The organism is Mycobacterium lacus, assembly GCF_010731535.1.
GTDB lineage: Bacteria > Actinomycetota > Actinomycetes > Mycobacteriales > Mycobacteriaceae > Mycobacterium > Mycobacterium lacus.
This window is the reverse complement of the sequence record NZ_AP022581.1, coordinates 1,446,282-1,465,885: the sequence shown is the minus strand read 5'-3', so window position 1 is coordinate 1,465,885 and position 19,604 is coordinate 1,446,282. Positions and strand designations below refer to the sequence as shown.

Annotated in this window: 3 protein-coding genes and 5 pseudogenes; all 8 read right to left on the bottom strand. The window is 63.7% G+C overall.

Annotated elements, in window-relative coordinates:
- Positions 1-3: 3 nt before the first annotated feature.
- Positions 4-780: pseudogene (locus G6N24_RS06815) on the bottom strand (IS256 family transposase); the annotation flags it as partial.
- Positions 781-941: 161 nt separating this feature from the next.
- Positions 942-1,103, bottom strand: a pseudogene (locus tag G6N24_RS24265) (IS21 family transposase); the annotation flags it as partial.
- A gap of 314 nt (positions 1,104-1,417) precedes the next feature.
- Entirely contained in the window at positions 1,418-2,245 is an 828-nt protein-coding gene (locus G6N24_RS06805; RefSeq protein WP_085160446.1) for a phthiotriol/phenolphthiotriol dimycocerosates methyltransferase, read from the bottom strand.
- Between the two features lie 258 nt (positions 2,246-2,503).
- A pseudogene (locus G6N24_RS06800) lies at positions 2,504-3,897 on the bottom strand (IS1380 family transposase).
- 487 nt (positions 3,898-4,384) lie between these two features.
- Complete coding sequence (locus tag G6N24_RS24260; RefSeq protein WP_232070704.1) at positions 4,385-7,909, bottom strand: beta-ketoacyl reductase; 3,525 nt, start codon at positions 7,907-7,909, stop codon at positions 4,385-4,387.
- Positions 7,873-10,482, bottom strand: coding sequence for a type I polyketide synthase (locus G6N24_RS06780; protein WP_407938698.1), 2,610 nt, complete (start codon positions 10,480-10,482; stop codon positions 7,873-7,875). Before G6N24_RS06780 ends, G6N24_RS24260 begins: the two co-directional genes overlap by 37 nt.
- Before the next feature lie 259 nt (positions 10,483-10,741).
- Positions 10,742-17,199: pseudogene (locus tag G6N24_RS06775) on the bottom strand (SDR family NAD(P)-dependent oxidoreductase); the annotation flags it as partial.
- A gap of 120 nt (positions 17,200-17,319) precedes the next feature.
- Positions 17,320-19,074 (bottom strand): annotated as a pseudogene (locus G6N24_RS24245) (AMP-binding protein); the annotation flags it as partial.
- Positions 19,075-19,604 lie beyond the last annotated feature (530 nt).

The window sequence follows — 19,604 nt, the reverse complement described above, 5'->3', positions numbered from 1 at the left end:
AATGCGCATGAAGTGCACCCGGCACCGCTGCCATGATGAACCCGTGAACTGTTGTGCCACAGCGGCTTTGAGACCGGCATGCGCATCAGAGATGACCAGATGCACCCCGCGGAGTCCACGCGCTTTGAGCGATACCAGGAACTCACGCCAGAACTCGTAAGACTCGCTGTCCCCGACAGCGGCGCCCAACAATTCGCGGGTCCCGTCGATCGAGACACCGGTGGCCACCACCAGCGCCTGAGAAACCACGTGAGCCCCGATACGGACCTTGCAGAACGTCGCATCGCAGAACACGTACGGAAACTCGGTGTGGGTCAGACTGCGGGTGCGAAACGCCTCGATCTCCCTGTCCAGGCCGGCACAGATCCGCGAGACCTCCGATTTGGACACTCCGGCCTGCACGCCCATCGCGGCGACCAGGTCATCGACGCTGCGCGTCGACACGCCGTGCACGTAGGCCTCCATGATCACCGCGTGCAGCGCCTTATCGATGCGGCGGCGCCGCTCCAGCAGCGACGGGAAGAATGACCCGGCCCGCAGCTTGGGGATCTGCACCTCGATGTCACCTGCGTTCGTCGACACCGTCTTGGGCCGGTGCCCGTTGCGGTGCACCGCACGGCCCTCGGTGCGCTCGTAGCGCCCGGCACCGATCGTGGCGGTGGCCTCAGCTTCGATGAGCTGCTGCAGCCCGGCACGGATCAACTCAGCGAAAACCGCGCCCGCGTCAGCGGACTTCAGCGCATCGAGTTGGGCAAGCAGGGCAGAATGGTCCTGGGTCATCGCGTTGTGTGTCTTCCTGTGAGTCACTTTGGTCGGTAACTCACTGACCACTACGCGATGGCCCACCTCAACACCGGTAGCGACACACCCAACAACAGGTCCGGCACGGTCGCCCTCGGCTTCCGAAACTCCACCACGCCAGGGGACTTACCCTGTCATCATTAATCATCGAGACAGCGGATCGCCACGTCGGGCTCTGGTACCGGCCGAGTGACGCTGATGTGCTTGCGGCGCAACGCTTTCGCTGCTTCGACGTGGCTTGGGTCGGAGATAGTTTGATGGCGAGCTCAGGCCAGTTCGTGGTCGGCGACCAGCTCGCCGTCACGAGGTCGGCGACGGTCACGTGGCGAACCCTTGTGCCCGGCGTGGATTGCGGCGGTCACCAGACTGATCAGGGTGTGCGACTGGCCGGCGGGACCGCTGATGCCAGATTCGCTTGTGCACGAATCCATTCCAGGCTCACAGGTAGCCGAACAATGTGGGCGTGATGGCGGAGGCCGCTATGTCGAACGACTTAAAGGTTTTTGGTAACAAGGGTTTTGGGAGTTTGGGCTATGGGCGGAATTCAGTAGCGATATCTAAACCGTACTCAGGACCAGTGAAAGCGCTTGCGGCATAGTGTCTTGCGTACGCTGCCTCAATTCCTGATAAAGCAGAACATCCGGTATGTAACCTCGCCGTTTTCTAGACGACGGTAGATCAACGAGTCCTTTCCGCTGGCAAAATCGTTGGCGATGTTTTGTAGGAACGCGATATTCGGCAGACGACTCTTGATCTGGCCCAGAAGCCGATTCTTCTCCAGCCCGCGCATAACCTCCGCATTGATGATCTGTTCCGACAGCAGTCGCATGGGGGCGTTGGCAAGCGTCGCCTTCCACGCGTCGACGCCTTCGGCGTCCCGAATATCGGCGTACAGGAAATGCCCGCCCGGGCGCAGCACGCGGGCCACTTCCTTGAGGAAACCGGCGAAGTCAATGTAGTGGATCGCGGCTTCGATATTGATCACCGCATCGAAGGACTCATCGGGAAACGGCAAGCTCTCGGCGTTGCCCTGCACGAATCGCAGATCGGGCAGGTTGTGCCTCTTTCGGCAAAACTCTATGCCGACAGTGTTCAAATCCAGGCCCGTGTAGGAGGCCGGGTGCAGGGTCCGCATGATGTACGAAGCGCCGCCGCCGTGGCCGCAACTGACCTCGAGCACATCTTTGCCCGTGAGATCCACCTGGGTTGCGGTGCGGTGGTAGAGCTGAATCGGCAGCCGGTCGGGCTCATCGGACGCCGCCAGCGGCAGGGCCATCGGCGGATCCTCCTCATATCCCCAATTGAGGAATAACACGTCATCTCGTGTGAGCAAGCGACTGAGGAACCGGTAGCCGTACTTGAAGCGTAAGTTCAGGAGTTTCAGGAAGGTTGGATTGCGGTTCAGCCGGTAGATGAGCTTCTCGCTGGGCGTACGTAGCACCATCGGGCCAGTATGACACGAACCCGGGGAGGAACATGGCGAATTGGCCACAGGGCCCTCCGCCACGCGGGTGCTGATATTCCGTTGGTGTTAGCCTCGATTTTTCGCGCTGCTTGATGGGTGGGGTGTGAGCGGGGTTCTGGCCGGCTGGTGACGCCGATTCTGGCAGGTGGGTGCGACAGGTCGCCGGCTGTCGTGCCGGTGGGCGGGCTTCCTGGGGGCCGGGGTCTTTCGTCTGGTCGGGTCAGGGAGGTCGGGTGGTTAGGTGAAGGCGGCGCGGATGCGAATCCAGGCGGCGGTGATGGCCTTGGCCCAGCGCCAGGTGGCGTCGATGCGCAGGCGAACCTGGCGGGCGCCGCGGGTGATGCGGGCGGCCACGTGCAGCACCCGGTAGCGGAAGGCGGCGATCTCGCAGCGCGCCAGGTCCGGGTCCTCGGTGAAGCCGATCAGTTTGGTCCAGGCGATCAGATCGGTGGCTGCCAGGACGATTTCAAGCCAGGCGGCATTGGCGTCAAAAGCACTGAACGGTAGATTCCGCAGGCCGGTGGCTTTGGCTTGGCGGATGCGGTCTTCCACCCGGGCGTGTTGGCGGTGGCGCAACTCCAGGCCGGCCAGCTGGCCGGGGATGGCCCCGTCGGCGGTGTCGGTGAGAAACCCGGTGACCCGGTGGCCGTCAGAATCGGTGAACCGCAACTGGGCGCCGGGGTGCGGGCGCTCCTTGCGTAGGACCAACCGCGTGCCGGCCGGCCAAGCCGACAGATCCACCAGATCGGTGGCCTCGGCGACCCAGGCGCCGTCGCGGATGGCGCCGTCGGTGTCGATGGCCGGATACCAGGCATCGGCGTCGTTGAGGATCTCGACAGCGTTTTGCACGCGGGAGTCGATGACCGCGCCCAAGGAGAACCCCACGTGCGCGGTACGGCAGGCCGCGGCGAACCCGTAGGTGGCCCCGGCCGAATCCGAGCGGATCAACACCGCCGGCCCGTCGGGGTTGTCCGGGTCGGGACGGTAGGCCGCCGGTAGCGATTCCAGCGCCTGCTCAAGAACGGTGATGTGGTCGGCGGTGGTGTTCGAGCCGGCGTTGCCTGCGCGCAGCAACCCGGCCAAGGCCTCCCCGGCGGCGATGTCGGGACGGTCCAAAAACACCAGCAGCGGGTGGAATCCGAAGGTTTTCTTCCAGGTCGCTGCCGCGTTTTCCTTGTTGTCGGAATGATCAACGCAGATGGTGGCATCGACATCCAGGTGCAGCCACCCACCGTGCTCGGGGCCCCGGCCGCCCACGCCTGGGCGCGGGCATGCGCGCGGGCCGCCCGAATCCCCGGCAGATGCGCGGCGTCGATGCGCTCATCAACCAACCGCCACAGCGTGCTCGTCGAGGCCACCGGCCCGAACGCCTGCTGGCGGTCACCCCACAATGCGCCGACCGAATCGATGCAGTCCGCGCCGTCGGCCACCGCCGCGGCCAGATCAGCGAACACCACCCCGGGTGCATGCATCCACGGCCCCCGGTAGGTATCGGCCAACACGGCTGTGACCTGCGACGACAGCCCGGTCAGATCGGCGACCTCCCGCAGCATGCCCACCCCGGCATGCGACACGACACCGGCACCGTCGGCTGATACTTTCACCCGCGGACCCGCTGCGCTACCGTTCACTTAGAAAGTGCCTCCCCGCTGGATACTGACGACTTGAAGAAACCTCATTATCCATTGCAGGACAGGCACTTTCGCTAACTCAACACCGTGTCACGCACAGTTTCGCGAAAAATCCGGGTTAGTCGATCGGGGCGGACAGCTTCACGGCCAATTCGGCCTTCCATCCCACATGCGACTTCGAGTCAAACCTGCCGCCTTGTGTGGGCGCAGGTCCAACCTGTCCTGGCGTCGGTCATGCCCTTGGCGCCTCCGTGGCCGGAATGCGTTGCCACACTCGGCCTTCAGACGTCCAGGGGACTCAAGCCCTAACACGAGCACGACCAACCCGCCGCCTGCCCGCTGAAGATTGAAGAGCCGATGCAACCTGTCACTGGGCGAGCTTACGAATCACTCCGCGCCCGGATGGCTCTTGACCGCGCCCATCAGGCAAGCTCTTCCCGGCGCCAAGAGCCTGGCGCGAAGCCGAGCCACGCGAAAAACGGCGTTATCAGTCGATCTCAGCATTGAGATCGAATTCGGCGAGGGCACGCGATACGGCCTCGCTCAGCTCATCTTTAGTATTGTTTGACCGCTCGAGAAGATATGCGGAGACACTGAGATACATCTTCCCGCGGCCCCGCCCGGAAAACACCAACAGTCGTCCACCCATGCACTCGAGTGTGTTTCTTGTAATGCCGGGCTCGAGTCCTCTTATGTACACGTAGTCGGCATCGGTGCCATCGGGCCGGTTCATCGCCGCGGGCACGTCACCGACATTGGAGCAAGTCACGCTGGCACCGCCCCCCGCCACCCCTGCCAGTCTCCTGGCCATCCACTTCGGTGTCATCGCTGCCAGTGGGAGCGGCGCCAAATACTCGTCGTCGGGGTTCTCGATCGCTTCGAGGATCGCTTGCGTGATCTTGACGTGCATTTCCCCGAGGTCCTTCGCCGCGAGCGTCGGGTCGACTGTGACGTCGACATTTGTGAGCGCATTGCCACGGGTATCGCCTTCGGTCCGTCGCGATACCACAAATCGTAGAGTGACCTGTCCGTCGTCGTGAACACGCCCCACTCCGACGGCAAGTCTGGACGCAAGTCCTGCCACAAGCGAGTTACTGCTTGCGCCAAGACTTTTCGCACGAGCATCCCATTCCGCGAGGTCGATGTATGCGGTCACGGCAGGCACGTCGACTACCTGATCGTCGCCGGCCGCCGTCGGGGAAGGTGGTGGCGCTTTGATCGTTGATTTGAGAACTCCGCGGTCGCGCCTGGCCCTTCGAGCTGCTGCGGCCAGCGCCCGCCCAACGTCGGGCAGGTCCTTGACGGTTTGCCGGAGGTCCTCACGGACCGCCCGCCAGCGGGTGCGCGATCCCGCAGGCGGATAGCCCAGATCGGGCGTTCTGCCCTCGGCGGCATCGGCGATCGCCTGGCCGAACCCGATCGCGTCGACGATCGTATGCGTAGCCACCAGGCTTACCGCGGTCCCGCCGTCCTCGAGCGGCAGCACCCCGAGATGCCAGCCGGGTCCCCACTCCGGATCTACGGCTAGGCGGGCCCGCTCGTCGGCCCATGCGTTCACCTCGGCGCGCGGCCGCGGCGTCGCGACCATATCGATGTCCGCCGATCCAGGAGACCAGACCCAGCGATCACGGGCGAACGGTAACGGAGAGCGTTCGATCCTGCGCCCCAGGAACCCGCGTCCGAGATTGCGGTGAAACTGTCGTAATCCATCAAGGTTGACGGCACGGTCGTATACCCAGGTGACCTGCATCAGCGCGCCGTGAACCGCTCGCAGCGCGAGAAATCCCGCTTGATCCAGGTAATCGAGCCTATTGTCCAACGGCTCGTCGAGACGCGTGCTGACCTGTGCCGCTGGGACCGTAGGCGCTGCGGCGGTGTCGGCAAGTAGCTCGGCGAGGTGGGCGGCGAGCGTCGCCGGGGTGGGGTGGTCGAGGACGAGGGTTACGGGTAGGGCGAGGCCGGTATGTTGGTCGAGGGCGTTGCGCAGCTCGAGGGCTGTCAGCGAGTCGATACCGAGGTCTTTAAACGCCAGATCTGGATCGAGGGCAGCGGCGTCGGGGTGGGCCAACACATTGGCGGTGACGCTGGCCACCACTGTGGTCAGGGTGTGGAGCTGTTGTTCGGCGGTTTGACCGGCTAACTTTTCCCGAAGCCCCGAGGCGCTCGCGGTCAATGTGCTGCCGCTGCTGCTTTCAGTGCTATTAGCGCCTGACGCCAATTCGGTCAGTAGTGAGTGCGAGCGACGGGCGGTGAACGCCGGCAGGAATCGATCCCATGAAACGTCGGCAATGGTGATCAGTGTGTCGTTTGCCTCGATGGCCTGTTCCAGCGCAGCCAGCGCAATGTCGGGGGGGATCGGGTCGACGCCGAGCCTCTGCAGATAGTCGACGATCTCCTCCCACATGGTGCCGGTCTCGTCGGCCCAAAGGCCAAACGCCGCTGACACCGCCGCGCATCCGTTGCTTCGCAACCGCGTGGCCAGCGCATCGACATGGGCGTTGGCGGCCGCATAGGCTCCTTGCTGCGCACCGCCCCACGTCGCTGCCGCGGAGGAGAACAAAATGAAGGTGTCTGGCGGTTCATCCGCAAGCAGCTCCACCAGGTTATTGGCCCCAACCGCCTTGGCGGCATAACTGGTCGAGACTTCTTCAGCAGTTGTGTCGGTTAGGGTGTTCCATCCGATGGCTGCTGCGGCATGCACAACGGTCCTAATAGGTCCGTATGCACTGCGAATGTCGGCCAGTACGGCCGCCAACGCTGACCTATCGCTCACATCGACGGATACCGATGTCGTGACCACCCCACTCGCCTGGAGTTCCCTTTCAAGTTCGGCTAACTCGGGGTTCTCAGCGGCTTTGCGGCTTAGCAGGACAAGGGGGTTTGCACCCCGTTCTGCCAGCCAGCCAATGACGTGTCTACCCACACGCCCTGCGGCGCCAGTGACCACAGCCGCTCCAGATGGTTTCCAGCTGCCCACACGCTCTACACGCTCTAACGGCAACGGCGCCTCGACCAAGCGACGCGCATGCACACCGTGTCGGCGTATCGCGAGCTGGTCCTCTGATTGTGGGCAGCTCAGTATCCCGTAGAAAAGCTCGATGTCGCGCGCTGACGGACTTTGCGGAAGATCAACCAACCCTCCCCACTGGTCGGGGTGCTCGAGGCATACCGACTGTCCTAGCCCCCACACAGCGGACTGGCTAGGACTCGCAGGACCGTCATCTGTGGATACAACAACCGCACCTTGGGTGATGACCCACAACGGTATTCCGAGACCGGAATCGCAATGAGCTTGCGCGAGAAGAAGTGTCGAGAGCAAACCGACCGATATCCCAGAATAATCTCGATGCGCCCGCTCATCTGTTGCCATGAAGGAAACAACGCCGTCAAAATGAGCCCGCGTTGCAGCATTCGTTAACGACGCGGACAAAGCGCTTCTCTCGAGTTCACTTGGCTCGATCGTGAGCACATCGACCGCCTCGGCATACCTTGCAGCCAAGCCGGTGATCCACACGTCATCGGCTTGTTCGGGGAAGGCCAAAACCAGCCATCTAGAACGTGTGGGAGGGAAGGTTTTCGGGGTAATTGCTCGCCAGTCGACCCGGTAGCGCAACTTGTTCGCCGCTGACCGCACACCTAGTTCACTGCGCCACTGCCGCAAGGCGCGGACAACAGCTGCCAGAGTTGCCCCATTTTGGGCATCGCCTAACCCCAACACCTGCGCGAACGTATCGACAGCGTCATCATCAACGGCTTTCCACAGCGCACCTTCAGCAGGACCGCTGACCCCGGCGTCGCCGGTCGGGGTGGGGGCCAGCCAGTAGGGGCGGTGCTGGAAGGGGTAGGTGGGCAGTGCGACGGTGCGGGCGTGGGGGTACAGGGCCGACCAGGACGGGCTGTGGCCGTGATTGTGCAGCTGGGCCAGCGTGCTGGCCAGGCTGTCGTGGTCGGGCCGCTCGCGGTGCAGCGTGGGGATCACCGCGGACTGGTTGCGCCCCGGGGTCTGGGCCAAGGTGTCAGTGAGCGCGGGCGCCAACACCGGATGCGGGGACAACTCCACAAACGTGCACTCACCGGCGGCCAAAGCTCGACCACGGTGTCATGGAACCGGACCGGCTCACGCAAGTTGCGATACCAGTACTCGGCATCCATGGTGGTGGTGTCGAGGGGCTCAGCCGAAAGCGCTTTCTCCACAGTGGAATACAGCGGGATGCGGGCGGGCATCGGAGTCAGCTCGGCCAGCTCACCCACCAGGCGCTCGCGTACCGGTTCCACCTGTACGGAATGCGAAGCGTAATCCACCGCGATCTGGCGGATGTGGACACCGTCACGCTCACAGGCCGCGCTGAACTCCCCCAGCGCGCCAGGATCACCACTGACGATGGTGTGAGAGGGACCGTTGATCGCCGCAATGCTCAACGCCTGGCCCCACGGCCGCAGCCGCGGGTGCAGCTCCTCAGCCCCCAACAACACCGAGGCCATACCACCGGCACCACCTAGGGCACTGAGCGCTTGACTGCGCCGCGCCACCACCCTGGCGGCCTCAGCCAAGGAAAACACCCCAGCGATATACGCCGCAGCGATCTCCCCCTGAGAATGACCGACCACCGCATCAGGAACAATCCCATAATGGCCCAACACCTCGGCCAACGACACCATCATCGTGAACAACACCGGCTGAACCACATCAACCCGGTCCAGCCCCGCAGCCGCCGGATCCTGACCCAAAACCTCACGCACCGACCAACCCGTAAACGGGCGCAACGCCTCATCACAGGCATCGACCATGCCGGCAAAAACGCGGTGGCGCTCATAAAGCCCACGACCCATGCCCAGGTATTGACCACCCTGCCCAGGCAAGACAAACACCGTCTTACCGCGAAGATGAGCCAAGTAATGATGCTGGACCAGCTGCGGATGGGGCCGCCCGCCGCCCAAGGCATCCAACGCATCCAGCAGGTCTTGGCGCCCACCGGCGGCACCCACCGACGCGGTGATCACCGCCCGATAGGGATGATGAGTGCGAGTAGTCGCCAAGCTATAAGCCACATCGGTCAAATCCAGGCCAGCACGCTCAACCAGATACCGGTGCAACCGCCTCGCCTGAGCACCCAACGCCGCAGGACTACGCGCCGACACCGGCCACATCGCCAACCCAAACTCAACACCCGCATCGGCAGTCTGCTCAGCCGACCCACCCGCCGGCACCGGAGCCTGCCGCAAGATCACATGCGCATTGGTGCCGCTGATCCCAAACGAGGACACCGCCGCGGTGCGCGGATGATCGGTAACCGGCCAAGGCACCGCCTCGGTCAACAACCGCACCGCGCCCGCCGACCAATCGATGTGCGGACTCGGACGATCAACATGCAACGTCGGCGGCAAACTGTCATGGTTGAGCGCCTCAACCATCTTGATCACCCCGGCCACACCGGCAGCGGCCTGGGTGTGACCAATGTTGGATTTGACCGACCCCAACCACAACGGATGCTCACGCCCACGGCCGGCGCCGTACGTAGCGATCAACGCCCCCGCCTCGATCGGATCACCCAAAGTGGTGCCAGTGCCATGAGCCTCCACCACATCAACCTGATCAAACCCAATACCCGCGTTAGCCACCGCCTGAGTAATCACCCGCTGCTGAGCCAGCCCACTAGGAGCGGTCAACCCATTAGAAGCACCATCCTGATTGATCGCCGACCCCACAATCACCGCCAACACCGGATGACCATGACGCTGCGCATCACCAAGACGCTCCAACACCAACACCGCCGCACCCTCACCGAAGCCGGTGCCATCAGCAGCGGCGGCAAACGCCTTACACCGCCCATCAACAGCCAGCCCACGCTGCCGGGCGAACTCAGTGAACACCATCGGCGTGGGCATCACCGTCACCCCACCAGCCAACGCAAGAGCCGACTCACCATGACGCAACGACTGACACGCCAAATGCGTAGCCACCAACGACGACGAACACGCAGTGTCAACCGTAATGGCCGGCCCCTGCAAACCCAGCGCATAAGCCACCCGCCCAGAAGCCACACTGGTCGACACACCCGTCAGGGCATACCCCTCCGCACCATCAGAACCACCCCCCCCATACGCCTGTGCCCACGACCCGACGAACACCCCCGTCTGCGAACCCGCCAACCCGGCCGGATCAATCCGGGCGGTCTCCAACGCCTCCCAACACACCTCCAACAACACACGCTGCTGAGGATCCATGGTTTGAGCCTCACGCCCAGAAATCCCGAAAAACTCCGCATCAAACCCCGCGGGCTCGGCCAAAAACGCCCCCGCGCGGGTATAGGTCTTGCCCACCGCATCCGGATCGGGATCAAACAACTCCGCCAAATTCCAACCACGATCAACCGGAAAATCCCCCACCGCATCGACGCCGCCGACCACCAAATCCCACAACGCCGCCGCCGAATCCACCCCACCAGGAAACCGACACGCCATCCCCACCACCGCAACCGGCTCATCGACACGCGCAAGAAGGGCACGATTCTGTCGCTTCAGCCGCTCGATTTGTATTAATGAATCACGAAGAGCTTCGACTACATCGTCGTTTTCAATAGCCATTCTAGAGATCTATTCCTAATTCCTGAATCTATTGCTAATTGCTCTTATTTTCTCGAGCAACGCTCATAAGTTCGCTCAGGCTCATGCTTGCAATCGCTTCCTCTTTTGGCTCCGGCACCGATGAATTCACATCTTCTGCGATCTCACGAAGCATCGCAAGAACCCCTGCCTCAGCAAGCCGTTTCTCTGGAATTATTGAGATGAGACGCTGAATTTCGCTCTCCGGCAATTTTTGAGTGCCGTTGATACCGGCACTTCCGGATAATTGTTCGCGAAGGTGCCTAGCCAGAGCGGCCGGCGTGGGGTAATCGAAGGCCAGGGTTGCGGGCAGCGTGAGGCCGGTTTGTTGGTTTAGGGTGTTGCGTAATTCTAGGGTGGTCAGTGAGTCGATACCGAGGTCTTTAAAGGGACGGTCGATATCGAGCGCAGCCGGGTCGGGGTGGGCCAATACAGCGGCGGTGGCGCTTGCCACCATGGTGGTCAAGGTGTGGAGTTGCTGTTCGGCGGTTTGACTGGCCAGCCGCGCCGCCAAACCCCCGGGGCTGACGGTGGCGGCTCGGGGGCGGCTGGTGGTCAGGGCGGAAAGGATCGGATCCAAGGCGTTGTTGCGCGCGCGGCGGGTCAACACGGCAGTGTTGACAGGGCTGGCCACCAGGTTGGGCCGCTGACTGGCAAGTGCGGCGTCGAAGAGGGCCAGGCCCTGCTCGGTGGTGATGGGGATGAGGCCGGCGCCGGCAATGCGGGTCAGGTCGGTCGTGCTGAGGTGGGCGGTCATGCCGCTGGGGGTTTGCCAGTAGCCCCAAGCCACGCTGGTGGCGGGGTGTTGGGTGTGATGGCGGCGGCGGGCCAACGCGTCGAGTAATGCGTTGGCGGCAGCGTAGTTGGCCTGCCCGGGGCTGCCCAGTATTCCCGCGGCCGAGGAAAACAGGATGAACGCGGCCAGATCGCGATCGGCGGTGAGCCGATGCAGATGCCAGGCGGCGTCGGCTTTGGCGGCCAGAACGGCATCGAGTTGCTGCGGGCTCAATTCGGCCACCACGGCGTCATCCAGGACACCGGCGGCGTGGATGACCGCGGTCAACGGGTGGTCGGCAGCGATGGTGTCAAGTGCTTCGGCCAGTTCGGCAGGGTCGCTGATATCACAAGCGGTGATAGCGACTTGAGCGCCCAGCCCGGCCAAACGTTGTTGCAGTTCACTGGCCCCCGGACCGTTGAGCCCCCTGCGAGACAGCAGCAGCAGATGCCTGATGCCGTAGCGAGTGACCAGATGTTCGGCGACAAGCGCGCCTATCATCCCGGTGCCGCCGGTGATCAGCACCGTGCCCTCGGGATCCAACACCGCCGGAGGGGTCAGCACGATCTTTCCGGTATGCCGGGCTTGGCTCATGTCGCGGAAGGCTTGAGGCGCGTTCAGCAGGCCGTAGCTGGTGGTGGGCAGCGGCTTGAGGACACCGGCGGCAAACATCGGCAACAGCGCCGCCCATGCTCGTAGCAGGACTTCCGCTGCCACGCCGCCCAGATCGTAGGCCTGATAGTCGACGCCCGGATGGGCTGCGGCAACGTCGTCAGCCAGGCGGATATCGGTCTTGCCAATTTCGACGAAACTGCCCCCGCGGGGCAGCAGTTGCAGCGAAGCGTCCACAAAATCGCCGCGTAGGCTGTTCAGCACGACATCCATGCCCTGCGCACCGGTGACCTCGCTGAAGGTGTCGACGAAATCCAGCGTCCGCGACGAGGCGATGTGCCCGCAATCGACCCCAAGCTCGTTGAGCACCTGATGCTTGTTCGGATGGGCGGTGGCGAACACCTCAGCACCAAGGTGGCGAGCGATCTGGATCGCGGCTTGCCCCACCGCGCCAGCGCCGGCGTGGATGAGCACCCGCTGCCCCGCCGACAACCCAGCGAGTTCTACCAAGGCGATATAGGCGGTCAAAAACGCCGTCGGAACCGAGGCCGCCTGAGCAAACGACCACCCCGGCGGGATGACAACCACCGCGCGGTGGTCAGTGATGGCGGTAGGCGAAAAAGCGTTGGGGAATAGACCCATAACCGCATCACCTGGACGAACGCTGGTGACGTCGGGGGCGGTGTCGACGACAACCCCGGCGGCTTCAGCGCCGAGGCCCTCATCGGCGATGGCCCCTAACGCCACCACCACGTCGTGGAAATTCAGGCCCGCGGCCCGTACCTGGATGCGAACCTGTCCCGAAGCCAGCGCCGTGGGGGGGCTGGCGGGAACCAGCGTCAGATTTGCTAAGTCACCTTTACCGGTAGTGGCCAAGTGCCAGTCGGGGGCATCCGGCAGGCTCAGGCTCGCCATACGAGACAAGCGGGGGGTGTAGACAACACCGTTACGCAGGGCCAGCTGCGGCTCACCGGCCGGTCGTCTCGAGGCGATGGCTAGCAGGTTGTCCTTGCTAGCAGCACTGTCATCGGTATCGAGCACAATGATCCGGTCGGGTTGCTCTTGTTGAGCCGTGTGAATCAACGCCCAGACCGCCGCATGCGCCAGATCGGGGACACCGTCATAGACGCCGACGCTGACCGCCCGAGAGGTGATGATCATCAGCTGGGTGTTGGCGGTCTCGGGCCGGGAGAGCCAGCTCTGCACCTGGGCCAAAACATGGCGGGTCAGCGCGTGCACGCGCCGCAGCGGATCAGTCTCGCCTTCTGGCTGCTCCCCAGGTCGGGGCAGCGGCCAGATCACCAACTCCGGGCATGGGGTCAACGTAGCCAGGTCGGCGTGGATCACCCCGTCGGACAAGCTGGCCGGCAGCCGCTCGGGCGCATCGGCGCACACCGCCCACCCCGGTGGTTGAACTGACGAGGGACCGGGCAGATCGGGCACCGACAGCCAGGTCAGCTCGAACAGGCTGTCCGATGTCGCGGCTGACGGGGCCGGCCCGCCGATGCGGTCAGAGACCGTGCGCAATGTCACCGCACTAATGGTGATCACCGGCGCGCCGGTGGGATCGGTCGCGCGCAACTCAAACGTGTCCTCGCCGGTGCGGGTTAGCTGCACATGCAGCTGGGTGGCCGCAGTCGCATACAACGTCACCCCGGTGAACACGAACGGAAGCCGCAGCGACCCCGAATCTGCCGCACCCATACCGTCCAGCACGGCCGCCAACGGGTGCAGGGCCGCATCCAACAGGGCCGGGTGAATACCGTAGCCCGCGACATCGGTGCCGGCGGGCAATGTCACCTCGGCTTGGACACCCTCAGATCGCGCCGCATCGGTCGCGATACCACGCACGGACCGGAACAGACCGCTGTAGCGGTAACCGCGTTGGGCCAGCCGTTCATAGAAGTCGTCCTGGTCGAAACTCGCCACGCCCGGCGCCGGCGCAAGCGAGACCTCGGCAGCGGGCTGAGCAGCGCTTAACGTCCCACTCGCGTGCAACATCCACGCGCCAGACTGGCCACCGGTGCGCGAGTGCACGTTAAACGGTCGCCGCCCGTGCTCATCGAAGGGCTGCACCACGATCTGCAGATCGGTCGGCGCATCACCCGACAGGACCAGAGGAGCATGCAAGATCAGCTCATCGATCGCAGGGCAGCCGCTCAACTCACCGGCCCGCAGGATCACCTCGATGAACCCTGCCGCCGGGAACAACACGGTGTCCTTGACTTGATGGCCGGCCAGCCAGCTCTCGGCGCTCAGTGATAGCCGCCCGCTGACCATGATCTGGTCTTGGTCGGCCAGCGCGGCGACCGCGCTCAACAAGGGATGCTCCGCGGGGTCCAGTCCGAGCCCGCGGGCGTCGCCGGTCGGGGTGGGGGCCAGCCAGTAGGGGCGGTGCTGGAAGGGGTAGGTGGGCAGTGCGACGGTGCGGGCGTGGGGGTACAGGGCCGACCAGGACGGGCTGTGGCCGTGATTGTGCAGCTGGGCCAGCGTGCTGGCCAGGCTGTCGTGGTCGGGCCGCTCGCGGTGCAGCGTGGGGATCACCGCGGACTGGTTGCGCCCCGGGGTCTGGGCCAAGGTGTCAGTGAGCGCGGGCGCCAACACCGGATGCGGGGACAACTCCACAAACGTGCACTCACCGGCGGCCAAAAGCTCGACCACGGTGTCATGGAACCGGACCGGCTCACGCAAGTTGCGATACCAGTACTCGGCATCCATGGTGGTGGTGTCGAGGGGCTCAGCCGAAAGCGCTTTCTCCACAGTGGAATACAGCGGGATGCGGGCGGGCATCGGAGTCAGCTCGGCCAGCTCACCCACCAGGCGCTCGCGTACCGGTTCCACCTGTACGGAATGCGAAGCGTAATCCACCGCGATCTGGCGGATGTGGACACCGTCACGCTCACAGGCCGCGCTGAACTCCCCCAGCGCGCCAGGATCACCACTGACGATGGTGTGAGAGGGACCGTTGATCGCCGCAATGCTCAACGCCTGGCCCCACGGCCGCAGCCGCGGGTGCAGCTCCTCAGCCCCCAACAACACCGAGGCCATACCACCGGCACCACCTAGGGCACTGAGCGCTTGACTGCGCCGCGCCACCACCCTGGCGGCCTCAGCCAAGGAAAACACCCCAGCGATATACGCCGCAGCGATCTCCCCCTGAGAATGACCGACCACCGCATCAGGAACAATCCCATAATGGCCCAACACCTCGGCCAACGACACCATCATCGTGAACAACACCGGCTGAACCACATCAACCCGGTCCAGCCCCGCAGCCGCCGGATCCTGACCCAAAACCTCACGCACCGACCAACCCGTAAACGGGCGCAACGCCTCATCACAGGCATCGACCATGCCGGCAAAAACGCGGTGGCGCTCATAAAGCCCACGACCCATGCCCAGGTATTGACCACCCTGCCCAGGCAAGACAAACACCGTCTTACCGCGAAGATGAGCCAAGTAATGATGCTGGACCAGCTGCGGATGGGGCCGCCCGCCGCCCAAGGCATCCAACGCATCCAGCAGGTCTTGGCGCCCACCGGCGGCACCCACCGACGCGGTGATCACCGCCCGATAGGGATGATGAGTGCGAGTAGTCGCCAAGCTATAAGCCACATCGGTCAAATCCAGGCCAGCACGCTCAACCAGATACCGGTGCAACCGCCTCGCCTGAGCACCCAACGCCGCAGGACTACGCGCCGACACCGGCCACATCGCCAACCCAAACTCAACACCCGCATCGGCAGTCTGCTCAGCCGACCCACCCGCCGGCACCGGAGCCTGCCGCAAGATCACATGCGCATTGGTGCCGCTGATCCCAAACGAGGACACCGCCGCGGTGCGCGGATGATCGGTAACCGGCCAAGGCACCGCCTCGGTCAACAACCGCACCGCGCCCGCCGACCAATCGATGTGCGGACTCGGACGATCAACATGCAACGTCGGCGGCAAACTGTCATGGTTGAGCGCCTCAACCATCTTGATCACCCCGGCCACACCGGCAGCGGCCTGGGTGTGACCAATGTTGGATTTGACCGACCCCAACCACAACGGATGCTCACGCCCACGGCCGGCGCCGTACGTAGCGATCAACGCCCCGCCTCGATCGGATCACCCAAAGTGGTGCCAGTGCCATGAGCCTCCACCACATCAACCTGATCAAACCCAATACCCGCGTTAGCCACCGCCTGAGTAATCACCCGCTGCTGAGCCAGCCCACTAGGAGCGGTCAACCCATTAGAAGCACCATCCTGATTGATCGCCGACCCCACAATCACCGCCAACACCGGATGACCATGACGCTGCGCATCACCAAGACGCTCCAACACCAACACCGCCGCACCCTCACCCCAGCCGGTGCCATCAGCAGCGGCGGCAAACGCCTTACACCGCCCATCAACAGCCAGCCCACGCTGCCGGGCGAACTCAGTGAACACCATCGGCGTGGGCATCACCGTCACCCCACCAGCCAACGCAAGAGCCGACTCACCATGACGCAACGACTGACACGCCAAATGCGTAGCCACCAACGACGACGAACACGCAGTGTCAACCGTAATGGCCGGCCCCTGCAAACCCAGCGCATAAGCCACCCGCCCAGAAGCCACACTGGTCGACACACCCGTCAGGGCATACCCCTCCGCACCATCAGAACCACCCCCCCCATACGCCTGTGCCCACGACCCGACGAACACCCCCGTCTGCGAACCCGCCAACCCGGCCGGATCAATCCGGGCGGTCTCCAACGCCTCCCAACACACCTCCAACAACACACGCTGCTGAGGATCCATGGCCTGAGCCTCACGCCCAGAAATCCCGAAAAACTCCGCATCAAACCCCGCGGGCTCGGCCAAAAACGCCCCCGCGCGGGTATAGGTCTTGCCCACCGCATCCGGATCGGCATCAAACAACTCCGCCAAATTCCAACCACGATCAACCGGAAAACCCCCCACCGCATCGACGCCGCCGACCACCAAATCCCACAACGCCGCCGCCGAATCCACCCCACCAGGAAACCGACACGCCATCCCCACCACCGCAACCGGCTCATCGGTCTCCCGCCGCAACGCCACCTGCGGGGCCGCCGCAACCGACCCGTCCATCAGCCGGCCCAGGTAAGTGGCCAACGCGGCAGGCGTCGGGTAGTCGAACACCAGCGCCGGGGATAAGACCACTTGGGTGACGTCCTTGAGCCGGTCAATCAGCTCGGTCGCTTTCACCGAGTCGAACCCCAAGTCCTGAAAGGACCAGTCGGGGACGATGTCGTCAGCGCTGGGGCGGCCCAACACCGTTGCCGCCTGCTCGCACACCAGACCTACCAGCAGGTCGTGCTGCTGCCGACGGAGCGTGCGCAGGCGATGGGCCACACCCCGGTCGGCCCCGGCGCCCACGCCGGTGTCATCGACGATGCGCCGCTCTGGCCGGGAGATCGGCGCGTCTAGGCGGGTGAACTCATCGCGCAGATATCGCTGTAGACACTCCCTTCGTCTCACCTTGCCGCTTGTGGTGATGGGGATCGAACCTTGGGCCACCAGAACGACATCCGCCATGCTCAGACCGTGCGATTTCGATACCGCCGCGATGACGTCACGCCTGATGGCGCCCATCCGCTTCATCGCAGCGTCTTCCGATTCATCCACCTGCCTGAGTTCGACGATGGCGACCGGCTTGTCAACGCCGTCATCGTCGGGAACCGCTATCGCAACGCAGCGGCGTCGGCTGATCTGCGAGATCGTCGCCTCGATGTCGTCGGGAGAGTGGTTGCGCCCGTAGACGATCAGCAGATCCTTGAGACGGCCGATGATGAAAAGCTCACCGTCGAAACGAAAGCCTGAGTCCCCGGTCCTCAGCCAAGGCCTCTCTGGTGTGCCCTCCGTGGGGTCGACAATCGTTGCGCCGAAGGTGCGCTTGGTCTCTTCAGGCTTCTGCCAATAGCCGCAAGCAACGTTGGCGCCATGCACCCAGATCTCGCCCACCGTTCCCGCTGGACATTCGATACTCGTGTCGGGATCGACGATGCGCACAAGTTGGGTATCGACCGTGCCGTAACTGACCAGCGGTGTGCCACTGTCACTTTCACAACGCTCCGCTTGGCCCTCAGGCAGTTTGGCGGAGTCGAAGTTGACGACTTTGGGTGGTTCGCCTGCCTTGCGGGTCGCGATGTACACCGTCGCCTCCGCCATCCCATATGAGGGTCTCAGCACCGCGGGGTCGAGGTTGAAGCGGGCGAAGCGGTCCGCGAAGCGCTTGAGCGACGCGGGTTGTACCCGCTCGGCGCCGTTGAGGATGGCGTGCACGCCGGAGAGATCGAGCCCCGCCACGTCCTCATCTGAGGTTTTGCGTGCCGCGATGTCGAAAGCAAAGTTCGGCGCCGCCGAGAGTGCCCGAGTATTGGACCCGAGCATTTGCATCCATCGGGCCGGGCGCTGCAGGAATCCGACCGGGCTGGTGAGCGTGGCGCGCACGCCCGTCAGTATCGGGAAGATAATTCCCAGCATGAAACCCATGTCGTGATAGAACGGCAGCCACGACACCACCGTGGTGTCCGGTGGCGCGACCTTTCGGTATTCCCCGAAATAGTCGGTCATTATCTGGTCGAAGTTGGCGAAAAGACTTTCGTTCGAGACCATCACACCGGCCGGTGTCCGGGTGGAACCCGAGGTGTACTGGAGGTACAAGGTTTCCGGCGCTTCGCGGCCGGCGACGCCTGAGCCCGGCGCCGGGGAAGGTACCCGAGTGTCTAGGTCCAGCAAATCAACTTCGAGGACCGCCGGCCCGCTTTTTCCGGATTGGGGCTGTACATACGGGGTCAGATTGTCAACAACCGACGAAGCCGTAAGAATGACGGCGGGCGATGTATCGGCCAACACCGAAGAGGTGCGCTCGTCGTGTGCGCCCCCATAAGGAACCGAAAGTGGCACGGCGATGAGGCCTGCTTGCAACGCGGCCACAAAGCACACGATGTAGTCCAGTCCCTGCGGCGCCAAGATCACTGCGCGGTCACCGGTGGCCCCGCATCGCATGAGTTGTTGTGCGAGGTTTGACGTTCGCCGATGGAGCTGCGACCACGTCAGGCTTTGCGCAACGCCCGCCCAATCCTCCTGGTAATCGACGAAAGTGAACGCTGTCTCATCCGACAGCAAACCGGCGCGCTGTTGCAGCACAGCCGGAATGGAGAACTCAACCACGACTCGACGATAGAGGACGAACAAACGCCGCGCGGCTAAATCGGCGCAGCGCAGAAGAGTGCTGTTGAGCACAGCCGCGCCGTTCACCGTGCCGTCACCGAGCATCCGCACCTACAGACCGGCGGGTTGTTAGGCAAGAACAATGTCCCCAACTTGGACCAGTGCCGGCAAGCGCTTTCCAGCCGGGTACTCGGCTTTTGCAAGCCCGGCCAGCCGCACCGCCACGGGTTGATCGGCAAACGACTTGGCAGTTCCCCACCAGACGACGTCATCGCTTATTCATCGTCGATGGCCACGATTCGACAGTAGTCATTCGGTGCTTCGTCAACGCCACCTAGCTCCAAACACGTTGGAGTACAAGGGAAAACAAGCAAGATCAGGCGCATGCGCCCTTGCGAAGGTCCACCGGCTCAGCTTCTCCGATCCCGAGGCCAGGCGTCCACCCCGCGAAGCTGGCAAGAGGAAGGCTCCCAAGGAACCAGCGGGCCCCGATGTCGACATGGCGGCCCCACCAAACGTGAGTCTTCGTG

Bases quoted from the DNA above. Each gene is read 5' to 3' on its own strand.
- G6N24_RS06805 (WP_085160446.1), bottom strand. From the start codon at position 2,245: ATGGTGCTACGTACGCCCAGCGAGAAGCTCATCTACCGGCTGAACCGC.
- G6N24_RS06780 (WP_407938698.1), bottom strand. From the start codon at position 10,482: ATGGCTATTGAAAACGACGATGTAGTCGAAGCTCTTCGTGATTCATTA.